Origin of the sequence: Asticcacaulis sp. MM231 (genome assembly GCF_964186625.1) — a bacterium.
Classification (GTDB): Bacteria; Pseudomonadota; Alphaproteobacteria; order Caulobacterales; family Caulobacteraceae; genus Asticcacaulis.
Map to the genome: position 1 here is coordinate 1020667 of NZ_OZ075108.1, position 22036 is coordinate 1042702.

Consider the following 22036-nt stretch of genomic DNA (forward strand, 5'->3'; position numbering starts at 1 on the left):
CTCCCCATCTCTGATGGGGAGGGGAACCGCGCCGCACATGCGGCGTGGTGGTGGGGTGTCTTGCTTACAGTCGTACCACAATTCCAGCGGCGCGAAGATCACGCTTCAAATCCGGAATGGCAATAATTTTCTTGTGGAACACACTGGCGGCCAGCGCGCCGGACACGTCGGCCTGGTTGAATACGTCCTCGAAGTGTTCCAGGGCGCCGGCGCCACCGGAAGCCACCAGAGGAATGTCGATCAGATCGCGCACCAGACGCAACTGCTTGATATCATAGCCCTTGCGCACGCCGTCCTGGTTCATGCAGTTGAGCACAATCTCGCCGGCGCCGCGCTGTTTGGCCTCGACCACCCAGTCGAGGGTGCGACGCCCCACCGTGCGGATCTTGTCCGGATCGCCGGAATACTGGTGCACAAAATAGTCGCCATCGGTTTCGCGGCTGTCGATCCCGACCACCACGCACTGCGAGCCGGCCATCTCGGCCAGTTCGTTGATCAGGTCAGGACGTTCCAGCGCCGGGGAATTGATCGACACCTTGTCGGCGCCGCTGTTCAGACATTTCACGGCCTGCTCAGCACTGCGGATGCCGCCGGCCACGCAAAACGGAATATCGAGCGCGCGGGCGATCTGCGACACCCAGTTGTAATCGACCGTGCGGCCTTCGCTGGATGCCGTGATGTCATAAAGCACCAGTTCGTCGGCGCCTTCATCACGGTAGCGCAGGGCCATATCGACGGCGTCACCGAGAATTTCGTGGCCGACAAACTGCACGCCCTTGACGACCTTGCCGTCCTTGACATCGAGACAGGGGATAATGCGTCTAGCCAACATGCTTTTTATCCAACATTGAGGGCCGCCTTTAAATCTATTAGACCTTCGTAAATCGCCTTGCCGACGATGGCCCCGTGCACGCCCAGTGCCTTGAGATCATACAGGTCTTCGACTGATTTCACGCCACCGGACGCCTGGATTTCGAGGTCGGGACGCTTTTTGCGCAGGGCCTTCATCAGGTCCATGTTGGGGCCCATCAGCATGCCGTCGCGTGACACGTCGGTAACCAGAATGCGCTGGGCCACGCCGAAGGGATAATAGTCGAGCACATCCCACAGCGAGATACCGGAGCCTTCGACCCAGCCATGCAGGGCGGCGTCGAAATCACCATCGGCCGTCGGCAGCACATCGAGCGCCAGGGTGATGCGGTCCTTGCCGAAGTCACGCAGCCAGCCGCGTACTTCTTCGGGGTTCTTTACTGCCGCCGAGCCGACCACGACCGCCGAGACGCCGGTATCAAGCAGAGTCTGGACGTGTTCGCGGGAGCGCACCCCGCCGCCGGTCTGGATTCTGGCGCGTGATGCCCTGGCCAGACGGCCGATCAGTTCGTGCTGCTGGGGCGAGCCGGCCTTGGCGCCATCGAGGTCAACGATATGCACCCATTGGGCAAACTCTTCATTGAACAGGTTGAGGCGCTTGAAGGGATCGGAATCGTATTTGGTCACGGCGTCGAAACGCCCCTGCGCGAGACGGACGCATTCGCCGTTGATCAGGTCGATGGCGGGGTAAAGGATCACAGGCTTACTCGCAGAAAATTCTCTAAAATCCTGGCGCCGATGGCCGAGGAACGTTCCGGGTGGAACTGGCAGCCGAATACATTGTCCTTGCGCACCATGGCGGCGAACGGGGCGCCGTAGGTGCTGGTCGTGAGCGTAAACTCATTGACCGGACAGACAAAACTGTGAACGAAATAGGCGTAGTCGTCATCATTTACACCGGCAGTCAACGGATCGGCCTTGATGACCTCAAGCTGGTTCCAGCCCATATGCGGCACCACCAAATCCTGAGAGGCGGTCATTTTTGTGACCCGGCCGGGGATCAGGCCCAGGCATTCGACATCGCCTTCTTCTGACCCTTCAAACAGCAGTTGCTGGCCGAGACAGACACCGAGCAGCGGCACTTTCAGGCCGCGAATGGTGTCATAGAGCCCCAACTCACGTATTCGCGACATGGCGAAACCCGCAGCGCCGACGCCGGGTAGAACGACCTTAGTCGCGGCGGCGATTTCGGTCGGATCGGCGCTAAGGCGCGCTTTTGCACCCAGCCGTTCCAGTGCGAACAGGACGGAAGCGGTATTCGCGCATCCGATTTCAATAACGGTAATCATAGGAGGGCGCATCTTTCTTTTCCTTCCCCGTTTACGGGGAAGGTGTCGGCGCAAAGCGACGACGGAAGGGGCAGTGATCGCGTTCCGCAAGCTCCCCCTTCCGTCATTTGCTGCGCAAATGCCACCTTCCCCGTAAACGGAGAAGGAAAAATAACCTCCATTTCCATTACGCCAACATGCCTTTCGTGGAGGGCAACGCGTCGCCTTCGACGCGCGTGGCCTGACGCAGGGCGCGGCCGAGCGCCTTGAAGCAGGCTTCCGTCTTGTGGTGATCATTACCGCCACTGACCTCGACATGGATCGAGGCACCGAGCGTTTCCGACAGTGAGCGGAAGGCGTGCGCTGTCATCTCGGTCTGGTAATCGCCGATGTGAGTGGACTGGAACTCGCCCTTGAAGACGCAGAACGGCCGGCCGCCCAGATCGATCGAGACTTTCGCCTCGGTTTCGTCCATCGGCAGCACGAAGCCAAAGCGCGCCATGCCAACGCGATCGCCAAGCGCGATCTTCAGCGCCTGACCGAAGGCCAGCATACAGTCCTCGACCGTGTGGTGAGCGTCGATCTCCAGATCACCCTCGCAGGCCAGTTGCAGCGAGAAGCCGCCGTGCGTCGCCACCTGATCGAGCATGTGATCGAAGAAGCCGACACCGGTATGGACCTTGACCGGCTTGGGCTGGTCGAGATTGACCTGCACCGAGATCCTGGTTTCCTTGGTGTCGCGCAGGATTTCACCAACGCGCGGGGCCTTGTCGGCCGGCGCGACATCGAGCGCCTTCAGGATGCGGTTATTGGTGGCGATATCGCCGAGCGCCAGCAGCAGGCCGGTCGGCGTGACCTGCGGCGCCAGGCCCAGGCGCTTGAGCGCGGTCTGGGTTTGCAGCAGGGCCTTGGGGCGCAGCAGCATGAAGGGGCCGTCGTTGAGATCGAAGCTGTCCAGGTGCTTTGAACGCGACAAGGCCTCGCGCACGCGCGCCTGTTCGGTGCGGATCATATCGACGCGGCCTTGCACGGTCAGGGCGCGCGATGGCGACAGGGCAGCCTCCGCGGCGCGCACCGAAGGCGTGGGCAAAGGGTGCGGTTCGCAGAATTTCAGCAGGCCTTGCAGCGTCTTGGTGTTGGCGATCAGAGCACCGACGCGCGCACCGGCCATGCCGAAGAGGTAGGACAGGCTTTTCAACACCACCACGTTCGGCTCGGTAGTTGCCAGTTCGACCATGGAGTCCGCCGTGCAGGCATCGAAATAGCTCTCGTCGATGACCAGGATCGTCGGGAAGAGATCGACCGCAAGCGTGCGGGCGGCGATAAGGTCCCATGCCTTGCCATCGGTCTGGCGCGGATTGTGAACCAGGCAGAAGCCGCCACCCTTGGTGAAGGGCGCTTTTTCCGGCGGCTTGCGGATGCTGAGATTGTAGACGCTGCACATATCTTCGAGATAGTGGTCAGGCCCGGCCCAGACGAACTCATGGCCATGAACGCGCAGGCGGCGCATCAGGATTTCCATGGCGTGCGAGGCGCCGCGCGTCACCTGTAACTGGTGCGATTCCACGCCGTAATAATCGGCCATGCGCTCGCGCAAGGGTTCCAGCGATGGCGGCAGGGATTCAAGACCCGCGCCGGACGCATTCAGGGAAGAGAAGGGGGAGTTAAACATCTTAAACTTCCAATCGAAAATCAGCCGCAAGCGCGTGGGCTTCGAGGCCTTCGAGGCGGGCGAGGCGTGCAGCCGCAGGGGCGATGGCGGCAGCGCCTTCGCGCGTCGCCTTCTGCACGACAAAGCTGGTCAGGAACGAGCGCACGGTGATGCCATCCCAGGCACGCGCCGCGCCATCGGTCGGCAGGACGTGGCTTGGGCCGGCGGCATAATCGCCGAAGGTTTCCGCAGCATAGGCTCCGGCGAAAATCGTGCCGGCGGCGGTCAGTTGCGGGATGATGGCATCGACATCGGCGATCTGGAGGGCCAGGTGTTCCGGGCCATAGAGATTGGAGACCTCGGCGGCCTCCGCGATGGAGGTCACGATGAACAGGCGGGCCTGTTCGAGCGACGCGCGGGCGATGGTTTCACGGGGCAGGCGCGACACCTGAAGTTCGACCTCCGCGGCGATTTTGGCGGCAATGTCCGCGGAGAGCGCGACGAGGATGACCTGAGCGTCGGCATCGTGTTCGGCCTGACTGAGCAGGTCGGCGGCGACCAGTTTCACGTTGGCGGTGTCGTCGGCGATGACCAGCAGTTCCGAAGGGCCGGCGGGCATGTCGATGGCCAGACCGGAGACGCGCTCGGTGGCCAGACGCTTGGCTTCGGCGACATACTTGTTGCCCGGACCAAACAGCTTGTCGGCGGCGGGGATGCCTTCAAAAGCGCCGAGCGCCAGACCGGCTATGGCATGCGCGCCGCCGACGAGCCACATGGATTCCAGTCCGGACGCGGCGGCCGTGGCGATTATCATGGGCGCGATCGAGCCATCGCGCGCCGGCGGCATCACGCAGACGCGGTTAGGGACACCTGCCACCAGTGCGGGCACGGCGGTCATGATCAGGGTCGAGAACAAGGGCGCGGTGCCGCCGGGCACATAGAGGCCGGCGGTGGTGATCGGGCGATAGACGCGCTGCAGGCTGAGGCCGGGCTTCGGCGCGATCAGCGGGCCATCGGCCGGCAGTTCGGCTTGCTGGAAAGCGCGGACGTTGTCGACCGCCAGTTCCATGGCGGCCAGGTCTTCGGGCGCCAGTTGTGCGCGGGCGGCATCGACCGTGTCCTGGCCAAGCTTTACATAGCGCGGGGCGTGGCCATCGAGCTTGACCGACCAGTCCGAGACGGCGGCAAAACCGCGGGCTTCGACGTCATCAAAGATCGTGCGCACGGTCTCGGCCACGCGCGGATCGCGGCGGTTTTCCGGACGCGCGAGGGCTGCTTTCCGTTCCGCCGCGCTGAGATTTTTCCAAACAAAGGTCTTCATATTATTCACCAAAGACAGCCAGAAACCCAACCACCATTCGCTACGCTCATGGTCCCCCTCCCCGACAAGCGGGGAGGTGCAAGAGAGATTGTCTCTTTCTTATACCTCCCCCAGTTTTACTGGGGAGGGGGACCACGCCTGAAAGGCGTGGTGGTGGGGTGTCTTACGTCGCTTACTTCATCATCTTTTCAATCGGCAGCACCAGGATCGCCGAGGCGCCCGCCGCTTTCAGCTTGTCGAGCGTTTCCCAGAACACGTTTTCCTGACAGACCGCATGGACGGCGACCGTGTCTTCGCGGCCAGCCAGTTGCATGATCGTCGGGGCGTCGGCGCCGGGGATCATCCTGATGATCTCATCGAGATGGACGCGCGGGGCGTTCATCATGACGTACTTGGCGCCGGTGGAGGCCGTTACGCCATCGAAGCGACGCAGCAGCATGTCATAGGTATGCGCCAGTTCGGGGGCGGGGGCGTGAGGCGCCTTGATCAGCACGGCCTCGGATTTCAGCACCAGATCGGTGGCCTTCATGCCGTTGGCTTCGAGGGTTGCGCCGGTCGAGACCAGATCGCAGATGGCGTGGGCGATCTTCATGCGGGGGGCCACCTCGACCGCGCCGCGCATCTCGACGATTTCCGCCGTGACGCCATGATCCTTCAGCCACTTGCCAAGGATATTGGGGTAGGACGTAGCGATACGCTTGCCTTCCAGCCATTTCGGGCCAGTATAATCGACATCGTTCGGCACGGCCACTTTCAGCGTGCAGGAGCCAAAGCCAAGGCGCTGGACGATCATGCCTTCCAGATCGCGGTCCGGAAAGTGCTCGGCCAGCACATTGTAACCGACAATGCCCAGTTCGGCGACGCCATCGGCCACGAAGGTGGGGATGTCGTCGTCACGCACGCGCAGCAGGTCGATCGGCTGGCTTTCGATGCGATACAGCAGTTCGTTGGCGCCCTTGATGATGCGCAGGCCCGCGCCGGAGATCAGCTCGCCGGAGCGATCCGCCAGACGGCCGGATTTTTGAACAGCAATGCGTAAGCGTGGCTCAGTCATAACGTACTCTTGTGTCTGTACCTACCCGCTTGCCGGGGAGGGGGACCGACGCGCGCTTGCGCGTTGGTGGTGGGGTTTCTTACTTGGTCTTCATCTTGTCCAGCACGCGCCGGTAACCCTGATGCGGCATTTCCCGTAAGAAACGCGCCACGCGGGTGACGGTGGTGGTGCTGGCGCCGGTGCGCTCGGAAATCTCGCGATACGACAACTGGCCTTCATCGAGCAGGCGCGCCACCTTGAAACGTTCGGCGAAGGCCCGCAGTTCCGAAGGCGTGCACAGGTCATCGAGGAAGGCTTTCACCTCTTCGATCGACTCCAGACCGAGCAGCGCTTCGGCAAGGGCGTCGGAATCCGTATGGCTGATTTTGGTGTCAATCGTCATCTGTGTCACTGTGGTAGTGTGTTATCGTGCTGATACAGTAAGGTGGGCTGAGACGCAAGGCGGAAAATGTAGGAATTCTATTTAGGTTTTGTTCTGGGCCCAGTAGTTCCTGGCAGCCGTTGTAAAGGCTGTAACCTCTTCTTCAGATGTAAAGGCGTGCTTGGGAATAATCAGCGCACACTTTCGGTTCGTGAACAGGAGGATGGTTTTTTGTGTCTCGATCACGTCGTGTATTGCAGTCCATTTGAGTTCAATCTGGGTCGTATCAGATGATTTAACAACGCCGGCAGAAGAAATTTCTATGGAGTTTTCTTTTTTTGAAGTTCCGCCACTGAAATATTGAGCGACGGTCAAAAGATAGGTGACCAAGGGTATAGTCACGAAAACAAGAAGGGCTGAGAACAATATACAGGTGATTATGCTGGCAACATCGAAATGCGCCCATCCCCTGTTGGTCCACGGGATGGCTGCGAGAAAAGCAGCATATGCAAGGACCATAAGCAGCTTGAATTTGGTGACATAATTTTTCTTAAGCCACGCTTTGAAGAACCCATTGTAGTTCTCAAGTTTGAGCTTGTAGCCAATGGCTTGAAAATGTTCAGTCATTTAATTCTCCCCCAGTCTCGTTCTTAGATCATTTCAGAGTGAAATGGTACCGCTCCTTGGCTGCCAAACCCAAGCCATGTACAACGGGCCAGAAACGGTCGCCATAGTTCATCTGGACCTTCGGAAACGCCGCCTGCATAGCGGCTTCAAAGCCGATAGAGCAGTCAAGCCGTCGGATATCAACGCGGTCTACACGTTCAAGGCTTCTGGCGCAGTTTCAGCACCAGCATAAAGGCGGCGATGGCGATGAACAGCCCGCCGGTGATCAGCAGGAACGGATCGCGCAGCAAGTCGGCCCAGGGAATCGTCATCAGTGCGCCGCCGCATAGATATCAAAGGCGCCCAGAAACACCGGATCCTCAATGACCGTGCCGCAGCTCAGCCTGTACTGCCCCGGCGGTTGCAGGTTGAAGGCCGCCGGCACCAGCGGCAGGAACAGCAGTTCGCCGGATTTCTTACCCACCAGCGACAACACGAAGCCTTCCGAGCGGTTGGCGCGGATCAGTTGCCCGGCCAGGATTTCAAAGCTTGTCATCTCGTCACTGGCGTCGATCTGATTGAGCCGCACCAGAATCAGCGTGCCGCGCATCGCTTTCAGGATCGGATGATCGCGCTCGGCGAAGGCCTCAGGCTCAAGCTCTATCCAGCGGTCGGAGTCGCTCACGATTCGGCATCCGCTTCTATAAGGGCAAAACGCGGCACGGTGCCCTCCGGCGTCCCGACCGTTTCTGTGAACATATCGAGCGGCCTGACCCACAGGCGGGCCTCTCCGGCCGGCTGATCGAGAGGCGCATACAGCACCATGATCTCTTCGCTTTCCGAGTGGGTGACGGTGCCCAAGACCTGATAGAGCTTGTTCTTGTAGTGGCGATAGGTGCCGCGCGCGATGGCGCTTTTGTAAAACGAGGTTGTCAGGGGCATGGACACCTCCTATTTGAATTTGGTGGGGAGCACAATGCGCCGATTTGGCCATCAAGGACAAGTGTCCGGTGATTTAAGTCGCGTAAACCCAAGCCCCGGAGTTCTTATGCACCGCGTTCTTATCATTGCCGGTTCCGACCCCAGCGGCGGGGCGGGCATCCAGGCCGATATCAAGACGGTCACCTGCCTGGGCGGTTACGCCATGACCGCGATCACCGCCCTGACTGTGCAAAATACGCTTGGCGTCTCCGATGTCATGGCGGTGCCGCCCGATTTTATCGCGGCGCAGGCCATGGCCTGCCTCGATGATATCGGCGCCGATGCTATCAAGACCGGGATGCTGGCCGATATCGAGGTGATGGAGGCGGTGTCGCTGGTGCTGGAAAGCGCGCACATCTTTACCGTGGTCGATCCGGTGATGGTGGCCAAGGGTGGCCACGCCCTGATGAAGGACCGCGCGGTCGACGCCATGAAGGCGCTGATGCTGCCGCTGGCCGATCTGCTGACCCCCAATACGCCCGAAGCCATGGCCCTGACCGGGCTCAGGATCGAAAACGAAGACGATGTGCGCAAGGCCGGTGCGGCATTGCTTGGCATGGGCGCGAAGAACGTGCTGATCAAGGGCGGGCATCTGGAGGGGCCGGAAGTCGTCGATTTCCTATTCACCGCCGAAGGGGAGCATCGCTTCACGTCTGAACGCATCGAGACAAAGCATACCCATGGCACCGGCTGCACGCTTGCCAGCGCGTGCGCGGCCCTGACGCGGGCAGCCCGGCCGCTTCATGAAACGGTCGGGCTGGCGCGTGACTATGTCGGGGGCGCGATCCTGATGGCGCCGGGGTTAGGCGAAGGCCATGGCCCCCTGCGCCATAACTGGCTGCTGTGACTAGTGACGGTTATGATCGAGCTTCTGCGTGCGGATCTGACCTGACAGGGTGTCGAGCTTCGCATTGAGCGTGCGGATCTCGTTATGGGTCAGACCACGACCGGAACGCTCGTAGCTGCGCTTCAGGGTAGTGATATTGTCCAGCCTGCCGGTCAGGCGCGCGGCTTCCTTGCGGCTGATGCGGCCGGAGCGCTGGCCCTGGTTTAGGTCGCTGCGCAGGCTGGTGATGCGGTCATTGAGATCGGTGGATTGGCGCATGTCCTGGCGGTCGGCTTGCGAGCTGGCGTGGATCGGCGGGTGCGTCGGGGCGGCGCTTGCCGGCAGGCTCATGGCGGTTAGTCCGGCGCTCATTATGAGGGTGGCCAACAGGGTCTTGGTGGTTTTCGATGCGGTTGTCATAGCAGTGGTCCTTTGTGATGTGCCTCGCCGTTGATCAGCGATGGACCCAATCTAAGCCCCCGCGGCTGAGCCTAAGCTGAACGGCGCGGTTCAGGTGGCGTTTAGCTGAGCGCCGGCTTTTGGCCCGATTACACCGAACGGCGTTGCGGGGTCTTATCGGGTAAGGTGTTGCGAACGGGCGGAGTGTTGCGCCCGTGATACATTCCAAAAGGCGAAAAAATAAAAAATTATTTATATTCAAAAAGATAGGTGCCTATTTCGCCCACACAAAAGGCGCAGAACCTGAGTTCTGCGCCTTAAGGGATAGGAGACGAACGGTCTTAAAGGCGACCGTCAGCCTCAGCCGTTACCAGCGACGGTTATCGCCGTCGCGCTTCTCGAAGCGGATCTGACCTTGCAGGCGATCCAGACGGTTATCGAGCGAGGCCATTTCGTTGCGGTTCAGGCCGCGACCCGAACGCTCATAACCGCGTTTCAAAGCGATGATGTTGCGCAGTTCGCTATCGAGGCGGCGACCTTCGCGGGCGCTGAGCGCGCCGGTGCGGCGGCCCTGGTCGATGCGGCTGTCCAGGCGGGCGATGCGGTTGTTGAGTTCGGCGGAAGCGCCGAAATTGTTATGGGCCGGACCGCGGTCGCGATCGTCAACCACAATGACCGTGGCGTGACGCGGGGCGGCTGTGGCAATCGCCGGGGCGGCGACGGTGGTCAGGGTGGCGGCAATGGCAGCCAGGGTAATCAGTGTCTTTTTCATCGTCTTTCTCCGTTAAATGTGTCTCACGCTATGTCTTAGCGTTGGACCTATATAAACATGCGGCGCCTGAGCCTTACCTGAACGGCGCGGTTCATATTCGGTTCATCTTGGCGGGCTTTTTCCCTTATAAATCAGTTTGATAGATAGCCGGCGGCCGCAAAACATTATGAGCGCGCGTCATAAAATGCGATTTTGTTTGATCACGCCGATTGTTAAGGGAGGATCGGCAAAAAAGGCTTGCCCTCGCAAGGACAGAAGCGCAAAGAGCGCACAAGAATTGTGCCGTACCTTTGGGGGCTAATATGTCGACTTTTTCCGCCAACAAACCCGCTCGTGCCCCGGAACGTCCGTGGTTTTCATCCGGGCCGACCTCGAAGCGTCCGGGCTGGAGCGTATCTGCCCTGACGGGGGCGCCGGTCGGGCGCTCGAACCGCTCCAAGGTGACGGTGGCGCGGCTTAATCAGGCGATTGATCTGACACGCTCGATCCTGCAAATCCCGGCGGACTATCATGTGCTGGTCATGCCGGCGTCGGATACCGGCGCCTTCGAGGCCGCCATGTGGAACCTGCTCGGTGAGCGCAAGGTGCAGCTTCTGGCCTTTGAAAGCTTTGGACAGTTGTGGGCCGATGATGCTGTCAACCATCTCAAGCTCGATTGCGAAGTGCTGTCAGCGCCCTACGGCCGGTTGCCCGACCTGAGCCAGATCGACCCGCAGGCCGATCTGGTCCTCCCGTGGAATGGCACGACGTCGGGCGTGTGCGTGCCCAATTCGGATTTTCTCGATGGTCATAAGGGGCTGGTGCTGTGCGACGCCACCTCGGCGGCCTTCTGCATGGAGTTGCCGTGGCAAAAACTCGACGTCGTCACCTTCTCCTTCCAGAAGGCGCTGGGCGGTGAGGCGGGCTTCGGCGTGCTGGTGTTGTCGCCCAAGGCTATTGATCGCCTGAATACCTGGGACTCCGGCCGACCGATCCCAAAGGTGCTGCGCCTTAAGGCTAAGGGGCCAAATAACACGCAAATAGCGGATATGAAGATTATCGGTGGCGACGCCATCAACACCTATTCCTTCCTGGTGATCGAGGACTATCTCGATGCCCTGCGCTGGGCTTCGCTCGAGGGCGGTCTCGAAGGCCTGATCAATCGCTGCAACCGCAACTTCAATACCTTGCGCGAATGGGTCGAAGCGACGCCGTGGATCGCTTTCGTCGCCGAGGTCGAAGATCAGCGCTCGACCACCTCGGTGTGTCTCAAGTTCGTTGATCCGGCTGTGCAGGCGCAACCGGCCGAGGTGCAGGCCAAGCTGGCGGCGAAGATCGGCTCGCTGCTGGAGATCGAGGGGGTGGCCTTCGATGTCACCGGCTATCGCGCGGCCCCTCCGGGCCTGCGCATCTGGTGCGGCTGTACGGTCGAAGCCGATGATATCGATTCGCTGCTGCCATGGCTGGAATGGGCTTATGCCGAGGCGCTGGCCGCACTGGAAATGGCATAGCGTTTCATCTTTTCCTTCCCCGTTTACGGGGATGGTGGCATTTGCGGAGCAAATGACGGAAGGGGGATATGCGTACAGATGCTAAAATCTCAATGGCTCGCCGTTTGCGCAAGCAGATGACCAAGCCGGAAATCTGTTTGTGGGGTGGGCTGAAAAGTCAGCACAAAACCGGCCCTGTTTTCCGGCGCCAACATGCTATCGGGCCATATGTTCTGGACTTCTACTGCGTAAAGGCGAAACTGGCCGTCGAGGTGGATTGTGAAGTTCACTCACGAGACGAACAGCGTCGCAAAGATGAAGTCCGGGATGCTTATTTTACAGGTCTGGGTATTGAGACTTACCGCATCATTGCGCGAGATTTATTGATGAGTCCCGATGAGACTATCGCGGGAGTAATTGAATTTACTTTAGCGAGGATGGAATGTTTGAAGGTCCCCCTTCCGTCATTTGCTCCGCAAATGCCACCTTCCCCGTAAACGGAGAAGGAAAAGTATGGGAAGCTTCGTTTTGCTGCCGGGTGACAGCGTGATCATTACCCAAATTAGAGGGTTACAAGCGCTGATTCCTCCTCTATAGGGTGCCACCGGCTAACACGCGCATGGCTTAAGACCTGCGCTGCAATATTCTGTGACCGGAGCAATCATCTTGGCAAACGTAACCGTAATTGGCGCTCAATGGGGCGACGAAGGCAAGGGCAAGCTTGTCGACTGGCTCTCCAACCGTGCCGATGTCGTCGTGCGTTTTCAGGGCGGTCACAATGCCGGCCACACGCTCGTCGTGGATGGCAAGGTCTACAAGCTCTCCCTGCTGCCGTCCGGCGTCGTTCAGGGCAAGCTCAGCATTGTTGGCAATGGCGTGGTCATTGATCCGTGGGCGCTGTTCGATGAAATCGGCCGCGTCGAAGCGCTGGGCCTCAAGATTACGCCTGAACTTCTGGTGCTGGCCGACAACGCATGCCTGATTCTGCCGATCCACTCCGAACTCGATATCGCGCGCGAAGCCGCAGCCGGCGCCGGCAAGATCGGCACCACCGGCCGCGGCATCGGTCCGGCCTACGAAGACAAGGTGGGCCGTCGCGCCATCCGCGTCGCCGATCTGGCTGATCTCGATGCGCTGGAATCGAAAATCGATCGCCTGCTGGCGCACCACAACGCCCTGCGTTCGGGGCTCGGCCTCGAGCCGGTCGATGTGGCCGCCCTGACCCAGAAGCTCAAGGACATCGCGCCGCGTCTGCTGCCTTTCGCTCAGCCGGTCTGGTATGTGCTCGACAAGGCCAAGCAAGCAGGTAAGCGCATCCTGTTTGAAGGCGCGCAAGGTGCTCTGCTCGATATCGACCATGGCACCTATCCGTTCGTCACCTCGTCCAACACCGTGGCTGGCCAGGCCGCTGCCGGTTCCGGCATGGGCCCGAAGTCGGTCGGCTATGTTCTCGGCATCCTGAAAGCCTACACCACCCGCGTTGGTTCCGGCCCGTTCCCCACCGAACTGTTTGACGAGATTGGGCAGGGCATTGCCACGCGCGGTCATGAATTCGGAACGGTTACCGGCCGCGCCCGTCGCGTCGGCTGGCTGGATGCGGTTCTGGCGCGCCAGTCGATCGCCATCAATGGCATCGATGGTATCGCCCTGACCAAGCTCGACATCCTCGACGGCATCGAAACCATCAAGGTCTGTGTCGGCTACAAGGTCGGTGAACGGGTGCTCGACTATCTGCCGGCCAGCTTTAAGGACCAGCAGGGCATCGAGCCGGTCTATGAGGAGATCGAAGGCTGGAGCGAGAGCACGCAAGGCGCGCGTTCGTGGAAAGACCTTCCGGGTAACGCCGTCAAATATGTCCGCCGCATCGAAGAACTAATCGGCGCGCCGGTGGCGCTGTTGTCGACCTCGCCGGAGCGTGAGGACACCATCCTGATGCGTGATCCGTTTCAGGACTAACAGGCCAGAAAAAAATCCAAAGGGCGCCGAGCAATCGGCGCCTTATTTTTTGTGGCCTTTTGCACTGCACGGTAAAATCTATTTTTACCAATAGGGTGTACGCTCATGATAATCATTCCTGTCGTGAGTCATCCTTGTTCTCGCTCGATCCAAAACTGGCCGCCAAACTGAAGCCGCATCTCAAGCGGGTGCTGGTGCTTGAGAGCAATCCCGCCTATGCGCGCATCCTGATGGATATGCTGCGCGTTCTGGGCGTCGAGAAGGTCCAGGTCGAAAACGACGACCGCCGCGCCGAGGTCCTGTGCGAGACCTTCGATCCCCAGATTATCTTCTGTGATCTTAAGGGACCGAAACTTGAAGGCGCCAAATTTATAACCGCCCTGCGTCGCTCCGACCTGCCATGCCGCAAGATTCCCGTCATCATGATGGCGCCGAATGAACTGCCGGAAACGCTGAAGGAAGCGCGCGATTGCGGCAGTGATGAGATCATGAAGAAGCCGTTCGCCTCGGGCGACCTGCTCAAGCGCCTGGAACACGTCGTCACCAAGTCTCCGCCGTGGATCGAGGCGGTGATGTATGTCGGGCCCGATCGCCGACGCTTCAATTCCGGCTCCGGCCCCAGCACGCGCGCACCGGAGACCATGTCGGATGGCATGAAGCGGATTGAGCAGAGTGTGCGCATCCTGCGCGCTGCCAGCCAGCAATTCGATACGGATCGCAAACAGGCGAGGCGCGCCATCACGGCCCAGCTCGAAGTTCTGGTGCCGGCCTGTAAAGCGATCCCCCATCCGGAATTTAAAGGCGCCGTGACCGAAATCTTCCAGGCCTACAAGTCCTCCAGCATGACCGGCGACATGCTGAAAGCGCCCGTGGCCGTGCTGGCTAGGCTGTTCAAGATTGAAGATGCGCCTGGCGCTGGTAAGGCCGCCTGACATATCGCGCTTTATAGCGTTTCTTTGTCGGCGAAATGACGTAGTCTGGCGGTCATTCCCATCTCCAGCCTGATCGTCCATGAAATCCCAAGTTCTAACCTTTGGCCAGTCCCAGGCGCCCATCCTGATTCTCGATGATTTTTCGGGCGCCTTGCAGGAGATACGTGCCTTGGCCAAGACTCTGGCGCCGTTTCCTGCCGAGCGCACCACACGCTATCCGGGCCTGCGCCGCCTTTTGCTGCCGTCGGACCCTGCCGGCTTTGGCTATGTTGCACGCACGGTTGAGGCTTGCGTCCCCTTTATTGGCGAGGTGTTTGGATTTAAAGGATTCTCACTTCAGGAAGCCAGCTTTTCCATGGTGACGACGTCGCCGGAAAGCCTTCTGTCCGGACAGAAGGCGCCGCATTTCGATCAAACACATCCCGGCTATCTGGCGGTTCTGCATTATCTGAGCGACACGCCCGGATCAGGAACCGCCTTTTACCGTCATCGCGCCACGGGTATCGAGCAGGTTACCGAGGGCAATCGTGACGCTTACAGTGCAGTACGGCAAAGCGAGGCGGAACAGGCCGCACGTGGCTATATGTCGGGCTCCACATCCTTTTTTGAGCGGACCGGCTTCATAGAAGGCGCGGCTGATCGCCTGATCATCTATCAGGGCAATCTCTTGCATTCCGGTATTATTCCGGATGACATGGTGTTTAGCGAAGACCCGCTGGTCGGACGACTGACCGGCAATATATTTGTGCGGGGGCAATAAAAAACCGGCCCTTGCGGACCGGCTTTTAGCGTTCAAACGGCAAGCAGACTTAGGCCGAAATGGGGGTAGCGGCGATAGAGGCCGCGACCATGGCCTTCTGCAGCTTTTCAAAGGCGCGCACCTCGATCTGGCGGACGCGTTCGCGCGAAACGCCGAAGCGCTCGGCCAGGTCTTCCAGCGTAGTGGGCGAATCCTTCAGGCGGCGCTCGGTCAGGATTTCCTTTTCGCGCTCGTTCAGTTCGCCCATGGCGGCCTGGAGCAGGTCCATGCGCTGACCGTATTCCTGATTGTCGGCCAGAACCGTTTCCTGGCTCTGTTGCTTGTCATCGACCAGCCAGTCTTGCCACTCTGAATCGCCTTCTGAAGCGCGCAAGGGCGCATTCAGCGACGAATCGGCCGAGGACATGCGGCGGTTCATGTTGATGACGTCGGTTTCCGATACGCCCAGCTTGGTGGCGATCTGTTCGACGTGCTCGTGACGCAGGTCGCCTTCTTCCAGCGCCGAGATTTCCGACTTCACCTTGCGCAGGTTGAAGAACAGCTTCTTCTGCGCGGCGGTGGTGCCCATCTTGACCAGCGACCACGAACGCAGGACGTATTCCTGGATCGAGGCCTTGATCCACCACATGGCGTAGGTGGCGAGGCGGAAGCCGCGATCGGGATCGAATTTCTTGACCGCCTGCATCAGGCCGACATTGCCTTCGGAGATCACTTCGCCGACCGGCAGGCCGTAGCCGCGATAACCCATGGCGATTTTGGCGACGAGGCGCAGGTGCGAGGTGACCAGCTTGTGCGCGGCCTTCGGGTCCTGGTGTTCGGCCCAGCGCTTGGCCAGCATGAACTCTTCGTCCTTGGGCAGCATGGGGAATTTGCGGATTTCAGACAGATAACGATTGAGGCCGCCGTCCGGGGTGAGGGCCGGCAGGCTGGCGCCGTCGCGCGTAGCAAGATTGGATGAAGAGGTCAGGGCAAGAGAACTCATCGGTTTATCGCTTTCTGGTGAAGCCTTGTCGGATTGGGACTCTGACGATAGGTCAGAATAGGAGATCGTGTCGGACATGAGACCAGCGCCTTGTCGTGTGAGGGGGACACACTGGAGGGGGTAACATGCCCGACAACTGTGTGTAGATTTAGGAAGCCTTTTGACGAAAAAAAGACCCCCGCTCAGGTAAAACGTTAAAATCCGAGTCAAAAGCGATTTGGGAGGGCAAATCTATCATAAACGCACGGTGTTACAGGATCACAGTTCGGTGAGTGCGCTGCACAATGCCTCGAAGAGGAGGCATTGTGCTTTTTCGCTCAAGCGCCGCGACGACCAAGACGTCGTCAGGCTCGCCCGAAACGTCGGGCGGGGGCCGGTCGGCCCCTGTGATTTAATTCAGTTCATATCCGCCAGGGCATCGACCAGTTCCTGCATATCGTCGGGCAGGGGGGCTTTGAATTTCAGTTTTTCGCCCGTCACCGGATGCACAAAGCCAAGCAGGCCGGCATGCAGGGCCTGGCGGTTGAAATCCAGCTCTTTCAGAATAACCTGAACCTCTTTAGCCGGCGCGCCGGAACCATAGACTGGATCGCCGAGGCACGGGCAGCCGAGATGTGCCATATGCACACGGATCTGGTGGGTGCGGCCGGTTTCGAGACGGCAGGTCAGCAGCGCGGCCAAGGGCTTGTCGTCGCCATAGACCTCTTCCAGCCGATAGTGCGTGATCGCTTCGCGGCCGCCGGCGCGCAAGACGGCCATCTTCTTGCGGTCGTGGTGTGAACGGCCAAGACGCGTCGTCACGGTGCCGGTCATATATTTGGGCGAGCCTCTGACGATGGCGCGGTATTCGCGGTCTATATCGTGGCGGGCGAACAGTTCGCTCAAAGCGCGGTGGACCACATCGGACTTGGCGGCGACCAGAATGCCGGAGGTGTCCTTATCGAGGCGGTGGACGATGCCGGGACGCAGTACTCCACCGATGCCGGATAGCGAATCGCCGCAATGATAGAGCAGGGCGTTGACCAGGGTGCCGTCGCGTGTGCCGGGTGCCGGGTGCGCCGCCATGCCGACCGGCTTGTTGACCACGATCAGGTGTTCGTCTTCGAACAGGATTTCCAGCGGCAAGTCTTGCGGTTCGGGTGTGGCGTTGGTCGGGGCGGGGATGATGAGGCTGTAGTCGCCGGCCTTCGCCTTGTGCTTGCCGTCGCTGATCACCTTGCCCTGAAAACTCAGGCGGCCTTCGCTGATGAGGGCCTGCAGGCGTGCGCGCGATAGATCGGGGAAGTGGCCGGCGAGCACGCGGTCTAGCCGGTCGCCCAGATCGTTGCTGTCGGCATCGATTGTGGTGGCCAGGGTCTGAACGTCACCAACCACATCCGCGCTGTCGTCCAGGAGGTCGTCGATGTCGTCGCTAAAGTCTTCGGCTGATGTCGGTGAGGTCATGGGGCTGGCCTTAACACCCTATGGCGGTATGACACAATAAAAAACCCCGGCAGGAGAACCTGCCGGGGTTTTTCGAAGGGGTAGACCAAAGACTATTCGATGTCTTCGTTGATCAGGCCGATCTTGAGGTAGCCGTTTTGTTGCAGCTCGTTGATCACCTTCACGAAGTCATCATACTTGATGTCCTTGTCGCCACGCACCAGAATACGCTGCTCGCTGAGCGGGGTGTTGGGGTCGGTGACGCGAAGGGCAGCTGCGACGTCGCCGATCAGGCGGTCCATGCTGGTCTTTTGTGGCCCGATATAGATGTCTTCAGGGCCCATGATCGAGATAAAGACCGGATCCGGCTTCTTTTCGTTCGTGGGCGGCGCCTTTGCGGGCGGCAGGTCGAGCTTGATAGACACCGTGGCGGCCGGGATGGACACCATGAAGATGATGAGGAGAACGAGCATGACGTCCACGAAAGGCGTGACGTTGATGTCCGAATTTTGCGCGACCGTATACTTACCGCCGCCACCGCCACCGAGCTTAGCGCCCATAGTTTAACTCCCTTAAAGCCTCCGCGGACGCGATCCGCAGGGGACAAACATATGCCGTTAGGCCACGGACGGCGCACGGGTGGCGCTGCCTGTCTGACCTGTCGGTAGCGATTTAGGACAAGTCAGAGTTAAATGTAAAGCCTGAAAGGCGGTCATAAGAGGCAGAGATTAAGAATATTTCATGCCGGAGCGCCGTTCTCAATTAAAAACGCCGAAAACCGAACGGCTTCCGGCGTTCACCGGTGCCACGGACAGCCAGCGCCAAGGACGCCTATACCCAAGGACGCTTAGACAATGTCTTCGTTGATCAGGCCGATCTTGACGTAGCCGTTCTGCTGGAGCTGGTTGATCACCGCGATGAAGTCGGCATAGCTTATATCTTTATCGCCGCGCACCAGCACGCGTTGTTCGCTCAGAGGCGTGTTCGGGTCTGAAACGCGCAAGGCCGCCGTCACATCGCTGATCAGGGTGGCCATGCTGGTCTTCTGCGCGCCGATATAGATGTCGTCCGGTCCCATGACGGAGATGAACACCGGGTCTGGACGTTGGCTTGTCGGGCCTTCAGCCGGTGGCATATCAAGCTTGATCGAGACCGTGGCGGCCGGAATCGATACCATAAAGATGATTAGCAGAACCAGCATGACGTCCACGAAGGGCGTGACGTTGATGTCGGAATTTTGCGCGACGCTGTAGCGGCCGCTTTTGCCACCGAGTTTCATGGCCATGGTCTTCTCCTCCATAATACGTATTGCGTGGCCATAAATTATGCCTTACATGATGCTTTGTAAAGCAAAGCAATTAAATATAATGAGGGGCGGCTATGAGGGGCATAAAAAAGCGGCCCTGCCGGAGCGGGGCCGCTTTTTTCAGAAAGAGATAAGGCTTAGCGATGAATCAGGCGCAAAAAGCGATCTTGCAGGGCCTGATCCGTCTTGAACACGCCGGTGAAGCGCGTTGTGACCGTGGTGACGTTCTTGTGGTGGACGCCGCGCGTGCTCATGCACTGGTGTTCGGCGTCGATCAGGACGGCGACCCCCAGCGGCGCCAACGACTCTTCCAGCGCGTCCGCCACCTGCTTTGTCATGGTTTCCTGCGTTTGCAGGCGCTTGGCGAAGATTTCGACAACGCGGGCGATCTTGGAAATGCCGACGACCTTGGAGGTCGGCATATAGGCCACCCAGGCCTTCCCGAGGAAGGGCGCCATGTGATGCTCGCAGTGCAATTCGACATCGATTTCGCGCAGCATGACCATATCGTCATAGCCCTGCACGTCCTCAAAGGTGCGCGACAGTTCCTTGGCTGGGTCTTCGGTATAGCCCTGGAACCATTCGCCGTAGGCATCGACGACGCGCTTGGGCGTATCGAGCAGGCCTTCGCGTTCGGGATCGTCACCGGCCCAGGCCAGCAGCGTCTTGACGGCGGCCATCGCTTCTTCGCGCGACGGGCGGTTGGTGTAGGTGACGACGCTCTTGGGCTTGGAGGTGTTGAGCAGGTTGTTCGCTTCGGTGGTCAGGTTCGACACAGGATCAAGGCTATCCATAATACATTCGGTTCCCAGGGCTACCCAGTGGCGCCGGAACGACGGTTCCGGAAGGACGCGCGGTATCCCTCACAATATAACCCGCATAAAATCAGCCGGCGCGTGCCGTGGCGTTCTTGCATGTGGGCCGGTCAGTTTATGGCAGTACCAAAAACCAACATTAGAGCCCCTTATACTACGTCCTTGCGAAAATTGGATCACTCTGGCCAAGATTTTACATGGTGCAGATTTTACGTGGCATTGGGGGCTTGCCGCGTCTATATGGGTGGGAGCCATTTGATTACAACCGAAATTCTCCAAAAACGCTGATGAAACTGCATATTCACGACACGCTGAGCGGCCAAAAGGTCGAATTTAAGCCCAACAATCCTGAGCGTGTGACGCTGTATGTCTGCGGGCCGACCGTCTATAATTACGCTCATATTGGTAACGCGCGACCGGTCGTGGTTTTCGACGTGCTGTTTCGTCTGTTGCGTCATCTGTATGGCGAAGACCATGTCGTTTACGCCCGCAACATCACCGACGTGGATGACAAGATCAACAAGAAGGCCATGGACGAGGGCGTCGATATCTCGGTGATCACCAACCGTTACGCCGACATCTATAATGCCGATATGGCGGCGCTGAATGCGCTGCCGCCGACCTATCAGCCTCGTGCCACCGACCACATGCCCGACATGGTGGCGATGATCGAAGATCTCATCGAGCGGAAAGCGGCCTATGTCACAGACGACGGCGAAGTCCTGTTCCGTGTGGCCGATTACGATGGTGGATCAGGTCGTTATGGCAAGCTGGCCAAGCGCTCGCTTGACGATATGATCGCCGGGGCGCGTGTCGAGGTGGCCGAAAATAAGGACGCCGCCGCTGACTTCGTGCTGTGGAAACCCTCCAAACCCGGTGAGCCGGTCTGGCCTGGGCCACAAGATTTGCCGGGTCGTCCGGGCTGGCATATCGAATGTTCGGCGATGAGCGAGGCGGTCTTGCAGTTGCCGATCGACATCCATGGCGGTGGTCAGGATCTGATCTTCCCGCATCACACCAACGAGATCGCGCAGTCCTGCGCCGCCCACGGTCACTCTGATCCGGCGGCCTATGCGCGTTATTGGATGCACAACGGCTTCCTCGATTTCTCCGGTGAGAAGATGTCGAAGTCCTTGGGCAATGTTGTGCTCGTGCATGACCTGATTAAGGATTATCCGGGTGAAGTGATCCGCTGGGCCTTGTTAAGCGGGCATTATCGGTCTCCGCTCAACTGGACCCCGGAACTGTTGGAGCAGAGTCGGAACAACCTCGATAAGCTATATGGATTGCTGCGTAGAGCGGTTGATGTTCCCGTTGTAGAAGTTAAAGGTCGCGGACAATACACTTATGTCAACCATCAGAGCCTGCTTGAAGATCTGAATACCCCCGGTCAAATAAGTAATATTTTCTTTGTGGCAAATAGTTTGGAAAAGGCTTTAGGCGAAAAAAATCTGGCGGTTGCGTCCGATCTTAAAAGCAATATTTTGGAAATGGGCCTTGTCCTCGGCATTCTTCAACAAGACCCCGAGGCTTGGTTCAAGCAGGGCGCGGGTGACGATCTGACGGCGCAGGTTGAAGCCCTGATCGCGGCGCGTGCGGTGGCGCGGGCGGAAAAGAACTGGCCGGAAGCCGATCGCATCCGCAAGGAACTGGATGCGCTCAATATCGAGGTCATGGACAGCGCCGGCGGTGCAAGCTGGAAAGTAAAGGCGACGAACTGATGGGTTTGAAGATCGAACACCGCGTCGGCATCGCCGCGCCCGTCGATGATGTCTATGCCATCATCGCCGATATCAATGCCTGGCCGCAATGGAGCCCGATCCACAAAAAGACGGACGCCAGGCTGTCCTTTGGCGCGCCGGTCCACCTTGAGGAGTATTACGAAGGCCTGGGCACCTGGGAGACGGACGGCTTTATCGCCGACTGGACGCCGCTGTCGCATATCCATGTCAGCGTGCCCAAGCCCTTCTATGCCGGCACCCTGGTGCGCTATTTCGAGTTCGATATTCTGAGTGATACCGGCGCGGGCTTTTCGATTGGCGCCATGTTCAACGGCTATCTGTCGGAACGCGAAGGCAAGCGCTATCGCAGCCTTATCCGTACGGGTTTCGAGGCGTTTGGCGAGGCCTTGAAAAACAAGGCCGAGGCGCAATTTGCCGCCAATCCGTATACGCCCGCGCCACAGGCCGCCAAGGCTAACCCGGATGCTGAACCCCTGGCCAAGAAAAAACCCAACTGGCGCGGTCCGAAACTGTTTGGCCCGTTCGGCAGCAAGTAGCGCCTTG

25 protein-coding genes are annotated in these 22036 nt (G+C 59.3%); 8 read left to right on the forward strand and 17 right to left on the reverse strand.

Annotation, left to right across the window (positions count from 1 at the left end; all coding sequences use genetic code 11):
• Positions 1-64: 64 nt before the first annotated feature.
• From hisF to ABQ278_RS05005, 10 genes are all read right to left on the reverse strand, one after another.
• Positions 65-832 (reverse strand): imidazole glycerol phosphate synthase subunit HisF, encoded by a 768-nt coding sequence (gene hisF, locus ABQ278_RS04960; protein ID WP_349321489.1) that lies wholly within the window; start codon positions 830-832, stop codon positions 65-67.
• A gap of 5 nt (positions 833-837) precedes the next feature.
• Positions 838-1569, reverse strand: coding sequence for a 1-(5-phosphoribosyl)-5-[(5-phosphoribosylamino)methylideneamino]imidazole-4-carboxamide isomerase (gene hisA / locus ABQ278_RS04965; protein ID WP_349321490.1), 732 nt, complete (start codon positions 1567-1569; stop codon positions 838-840).
• A complete protein-coding gene (gene hisH, locus ABQ278_RS04970) occupies positions 1566-2159 on the reverse strand; it encodes an imidazole glycerol phosphate synthase subunit HisH (RefSeq protein WP_349321491.1) in 594 nt (197 codons plus the stop codon). Before hisH ends, hisA begins: the two co-directional genes overlap by 4 nt.
• 166 nt (positions 2160-2325) lie before the next feature.
• Complete coding sequence (hisB, locus tag ABQ278_RS04975; protein ID WP_349321492.1) at positions 2326-3810, reverse strand: imidazoleglycerol-phosphate dehydratase HisB; 1485 nt, start codon at positions 3808-3810, stop codon at positions 2326-2328.
• Between the two features lies 1 nt (position 3811).
• Positions 3812-5110: a histidinol dehydrogenase gene (gene hisD / locus ABQ278_RS04980; RefSeq protein WP_349321493.1), complete on the reverse strand. Its 1299-nt coding sequence runs from the start codon at positions 5108-5110 to the stop codon at positions 3812-3814.
• A gap of 172 nt (positions 5111-5282) precedes the next feature.
• Complete coding sequence (gene hisG, locus ABQ278_RS04985) at positions 5283-6164, reverse strand: ATP phosphoribosyltransferase (protein ID WP_349321494.1); 882 nt, start codon at positions 6162-6164, stop codon at positions 5283-5285.
• A gap of 79 nt (positions 6165-6243) precedes the next feature.
• Positions 6244-6546, reverse strand: a complete 303-nt coding sequence (locus tag ABQ278_RS04990; protein WP_349321495.1) for a YerC/YecD family TrpR-related protein — start codon at positions 6544-6546, stop codon at positions 6244-6246.
• An 81-nt stretch (positions 6547-6627) separates the two neighbouring features.
• On the reverse strand, positions 6628-7152 hold the full coding sequence (locus tag ABQ278_RS04995) for a YcxB family protein (protein WP_349321496.1): 525 nt from the start codon (positions 7150-7152) through the stop codon (positions 6628-6630).
• A gap of 310 nt (positions 7153-7462) precedes the next feature.
• Positions 7463-7816, reverse strand: a complete 354-nt coding sequence (locus ABQ278_RS05000; RefSeq protein ID WP_349321497.1) for a hypothetical protein — start codon at positions 7814-7816, stop codon at positions 7463-7465.
• Complete coding sequence (locus ABQ278_RS05005) at positions 7813-8073, reverse strand: DUF1653 domain-containing protein (RefSeq protein ID WP_349321498.1); 261 nt, start codon at positions 8071-8073, stop codon at positions 7813-7815. The genes ABQ278_RS05000 and ABQ278_RS05005 overlap by 4 nt, the downstream gene beginning before the upstream one ends.
• A 106-nt stretch (positions 8074-8179) precedes the next feature.
• Between ABQ278_RS05005 and thiD the strand changes: the two genes are divergently transcribed.
• Positions 8180-8959 carry a bifunctional hydroxymethylpyrimidine kinase/phosphomethylpyrimidine kinase gene (gene thiD, locus ABQ278_RS05010; protein WP_349321499.1) on the forward strand — a complete coding sequence of 260 codons (780 nt, stop codon included), beginning with the start codon at positions 8180-8182 and terminating at the stop codon, positions 8957-8959.
• On the opposite strand, the gene ABQ278_RS05015 is transcribed toward thiD, so the two are convergent.
• Together ABQ278_RS05015 and ABQ278_RS05020 are read right to left on the reverse strand one after the other, a co-directional pair.
• On the reverse strand, positions 8960-9358 hold the full coding sequence (locus tag ABQ278_RS05015; protein WP_349321500.1) for a hypothetical protein: 399 nt from the start codon (positions 9356-9358) through the stop codon (positions 8960-8962).
• Between the two features lie 346 nt (positions 9359-9704).
• Positions 9705-10109 (reverse strand): hypothetical protein, encoded by a 405-nt coding sequence (locus tag ABQ278_RS05020; RefSeq protein WP_349321501.1) that lies wholly within the window; start codon positions 10107-10109, stop codon positions 9705-9707.
• Positions 10110-10411: 302 nt separating this feature from the next.
• Here ABQ278_RS05020 and ABQ278_RS05025 point away from each other — a divergent pair, with 302 nt between their 5' ends.
• The 5 genes from ABQ278_RS05025 (at position 10412) to ABQ278_RS05045 (ending at position 15226) form a co-directional block, all read left to right on the forward strand.
• On the forward strand, positions 10412-11599 hold the full coding sequence (locus tag ABQ278_RS05025) for a phosphoserine transaminase (RefSeq protein WP_349321502.1): 1188 nt from the start codon (positions 10412-10414) through the stop codon (positions 11597-11599).
• Positions 11600-11667: 68 nt separating this feature from the next.
• Entirely contained in the window at positions 11668-12075 is a 408-nt protein-coding gene (locus ABQ278_RS05030; protein ID WP_349321503.1) for a DUF559 domain-containing protein, read from the forward strand.
• Between the two features lie 169 nt (positions 12076-12244).
• A complete protein-coding gene (locus ABQ278_RS05035; protein ID WP_349321504.1) occupies positions 12245-13534 on the forward strand; it encodes an adenylosuccinate synthase in 1290 nt (429 codons plus the stop codon).
• A gap of 134 nt (positions 13535-13668) precedes the next feature.
• Positions 13669-14466 (forward strand): response regulator, encoded by a 798-nt coding sequence (locus ABQ278_RS05040; protein WP_349321505.1) that lies wholly within the window; start codon positions 13669-13671, stop codon positions 14464-14466.
• A 79-nt stretch (positions 14467-14545) separates the two neighbouring features.
• Entirely contained in the window at positions 14546-15226 is a 681-nt protein-coding gene (locus ABQ278_RS05045; RefSeq protein ID WP_349321506.1) for a DUF6445 family protein, read from the forward strand.
• Positions 15227-15275: 49 nt separating this feature from the next.
• Here the strand turns inward: ABQ278_RS05045 and rpoH are convergent, their stop codons facing one another.
• The 5 genes from rpoH to folE all read right to left on the reverse strand — a co-directional run bounded on the left by rpoH (position 15276) and on the right by folE (position 19730).
• Positions 15276-16286 carry an RNA polymerase sigma factor RpoH gene (rpoH, locus tag ABQ278_RS05050; protein ID WP_349321507.1) on the reverse strand — a complete coding sequence of 337 codons (1011 nt, stop codon included), beginning with the start codon at positions 16284-16286 and terminating at the stop codon, positions 15276-15278.
• 318 nt (positions 16287-16604) lie between these two features.
• Positions 16605-17651 carry an RluA family pseudouridine synthase gene (locus ABQ278_RS05055; protein ID WP_349321508.1) on the reverse strand — a complete coding sequence of 349 codons (1047 nt, stop codon included), beginning with the start codon at positions 17649-17651 and terminating at the stop codon, positions 16605-16607.
• A gap of 92 nt (positions 17652-17743) precedes the next feature.
• Complete coding sequence (locus ABQ278_RS05060) at positions 17744-18190, reverse strand: biopolymer transporter ExbD (RefSeq protein WP_349321509.1); 447 nt, start codon at positions 18188-18190, stop codon at positions 17744-17746.
• Between the two features lie 287 nt (positions 18191-18477).
• Positions 18478-18915 carry a biopolymer transporter ExbD gene (locus tag ABQ278_RS05065; RefSeq protein WP_349321510.1) on the reverse strand — a complete coding sequence of 146 codons (438 nt, stop codon included), beginning with the start codon at positions 18913-18915 and terminating at the stop codon, positions 18478-18480.
• Positions 18916-19073: 158 nt separating this feature from the next.
• A complete protein-coding gene (gene folE / locus ABQ278_RS05070) occupies positions 19074-19730 on the reverse strand; it encodes a GTP cyclohydrolase I FolE (RefSeq protein ID WP_349321511.1) in 657 nt (218 codons plus the stop codon).
• Between the two features lie 308 nt (positions 19731-20038).
• Here folE and cysS point away from each other — a divergent pair, with 308 nt between their 5' ends.
• A complete protein-coding gene (cysS, locus tag ABQ278_RS05075; RefSeq protein WP_349321512.1) occupies positions 20039-21472 on the forward strand; it encodes a cysteine--tRNA ligase in 1434 nt (477 codons plus the stop codon).
• Complete coding sequence (locus ABQ278_RS05080) at positions 21472-22029, forward strand: SRPBCC domain-containing protein (protein ID WP_349321513.1); 558 nt, start codon at positions 21472-21474, stop codon at positions 22027-22029. Before cysS ends, ABQ278_RS05080 begins: the two co-directional genes overlap by 1 nt.
• Positions 22030-22036 lie beyond the last annotated feature (7 nt).

Bases quoted from the DNA above. Each gene is read 5' to 3' on its own strand.
- thiD (WP_349321499.1), top strand. From the start codon at position 8,180: ATGCACCGCGTTCTTATCATTGCCGGTTCCGACCCCAGCGGCGGGGCG.
- hisG (WP_349321494.1), bottom strand. From the start codon at position 6,164: ATGACTGAGCCACGCTTACGCATTGCTGTTCAAAAATCCGGCCGTCTG.
- ABQ278_RS05005 (WP_349321498.1), bottom strand. From the start codon at position 8,073: ATGCCCCTGACAACCTCGTTTTACAAAAGCGCCATCGCGCGCGGCACC.
- ABQ278_RS05045 (WP_349321506.1), top strand. From the start codon at position 14,546: ATGAAATCCCAAGTTCTAACCTTTGGCCAGTCCCAGGCGCCCATCCTG.
- cysS (WP_349321512.1), top strand. From the start codon at position 20,039: ATGAAACTGCATATTCACGACACGCTGAGCGGCCAAAAGGTCGAATTT.
- hisD (WP_349321493.1), bottom strand. From the start codon at position 5,110: ATGAAGACCTTTGTTTGGAAAAATCTCAGCGCGGCGGAACGGAAAGCA.
- hisH (WP_349321491.1), bottom strand. From the start codon at position 2,159: ATGATTACCGTTATTGAAATCGGATGCGCGAATACCGCTTCCGTCCTG.
- ABQ278_RS05055 (WP_349321508.1), bottom strand. From the start codon at position 17,651: ATGACCTCACCGACATCAGCCGAAGACTTTAGCGACGACATCGACGAC.
- ABQ278_RS05080 (WP_349321513.1), top strand. From the start codon at position 21,472: ATGGGTTTGAAGATCGAACACCGCGTCGGCATCGCCGCGCCCGTCGAT.
- ABQ278_RS05060 (WP_349321509.1), bottom strand. From the start codon at position 18,190: ATGGGCGCTAAGCTCGGTGGCGGTGGCGGCGGTAAGTATACGGTCGCG.
- hisB (WP_349321492.1), bottom strand. From the start codon at position 3,810: ATGTTTAACTCCCCCTTCTCTTCCCTGAATGCGTCCGGCGCGGGTCTT.
- ABQ278_RS05015 (WP_349321500.1), bottom strand. From the start codon at position 9,358: ATGACAACCGCATCGAAAACCACCAAGACCCTGTTGGCCACCCTCATA.
- ABQ278_RS05025 (WP_349321502.1), top strand. From the start codon at position 10,412: ATGTCGACTTTTTCCGCCAACAAACCCGCTCGTGCCCCGGAACGTCCG.
- ABQ278_RS05030 (WP_349321503.1), top strand. From the start codon at position 11,668: ATGCGTACAGATGCTAAAATCTCAATGGCTCGCCGTTTGCGCAAGCAG.
- ABQ278_RS05065 (WP_349321510.1), bottom strand. From the start codon at position 18,915: ATGGCCATGAAACTCGGTGGCAAAAGCGGCCGCTACAGCGTCGCGCAA.
- ABQ278_RS05020 (WP_349321501.1), bottom strand. From the start codon at position 10,109: ATGAAAAAGACACTGATTACCCTGGCTGCCATTGCCGCCACCCTGACC.
- rpoH (WP_349321507.1), bottom strand. From the start codon at position 16,286: ATGTCCGACACGATCTCCTATTCTGACCTATCGTCAGAGTCCCAATCC.
- ABQ278_RS04995 (WP_349321496.1), bottom strand. From the start codon at position 7,152: ATGACTGAACATTTTCAAGCCATTGGCTACAAGCTCAAACTTGAGAAC.
- ABQ278_RS04990 (WP_349321495.1), bottom strand. From the start codon at position 6,546: ATGACGATTGACACCAAAATCAGCCATACGGATTCCGACGCCCTTGCC.
- hisF (WP_349321489.1), bottom strand. From the start codon at position 832: ATGTTGGCTAGACGCATTATCCCCTGTCTCGATGTCAAGGACGGCAAG.
- folE (WP_349321511.1), bottom strand. From the start codon at position 19,730: ATGGATAGCCTTGATCCTGTGTCGAACCTGACCACCGAAGCGAACAAC.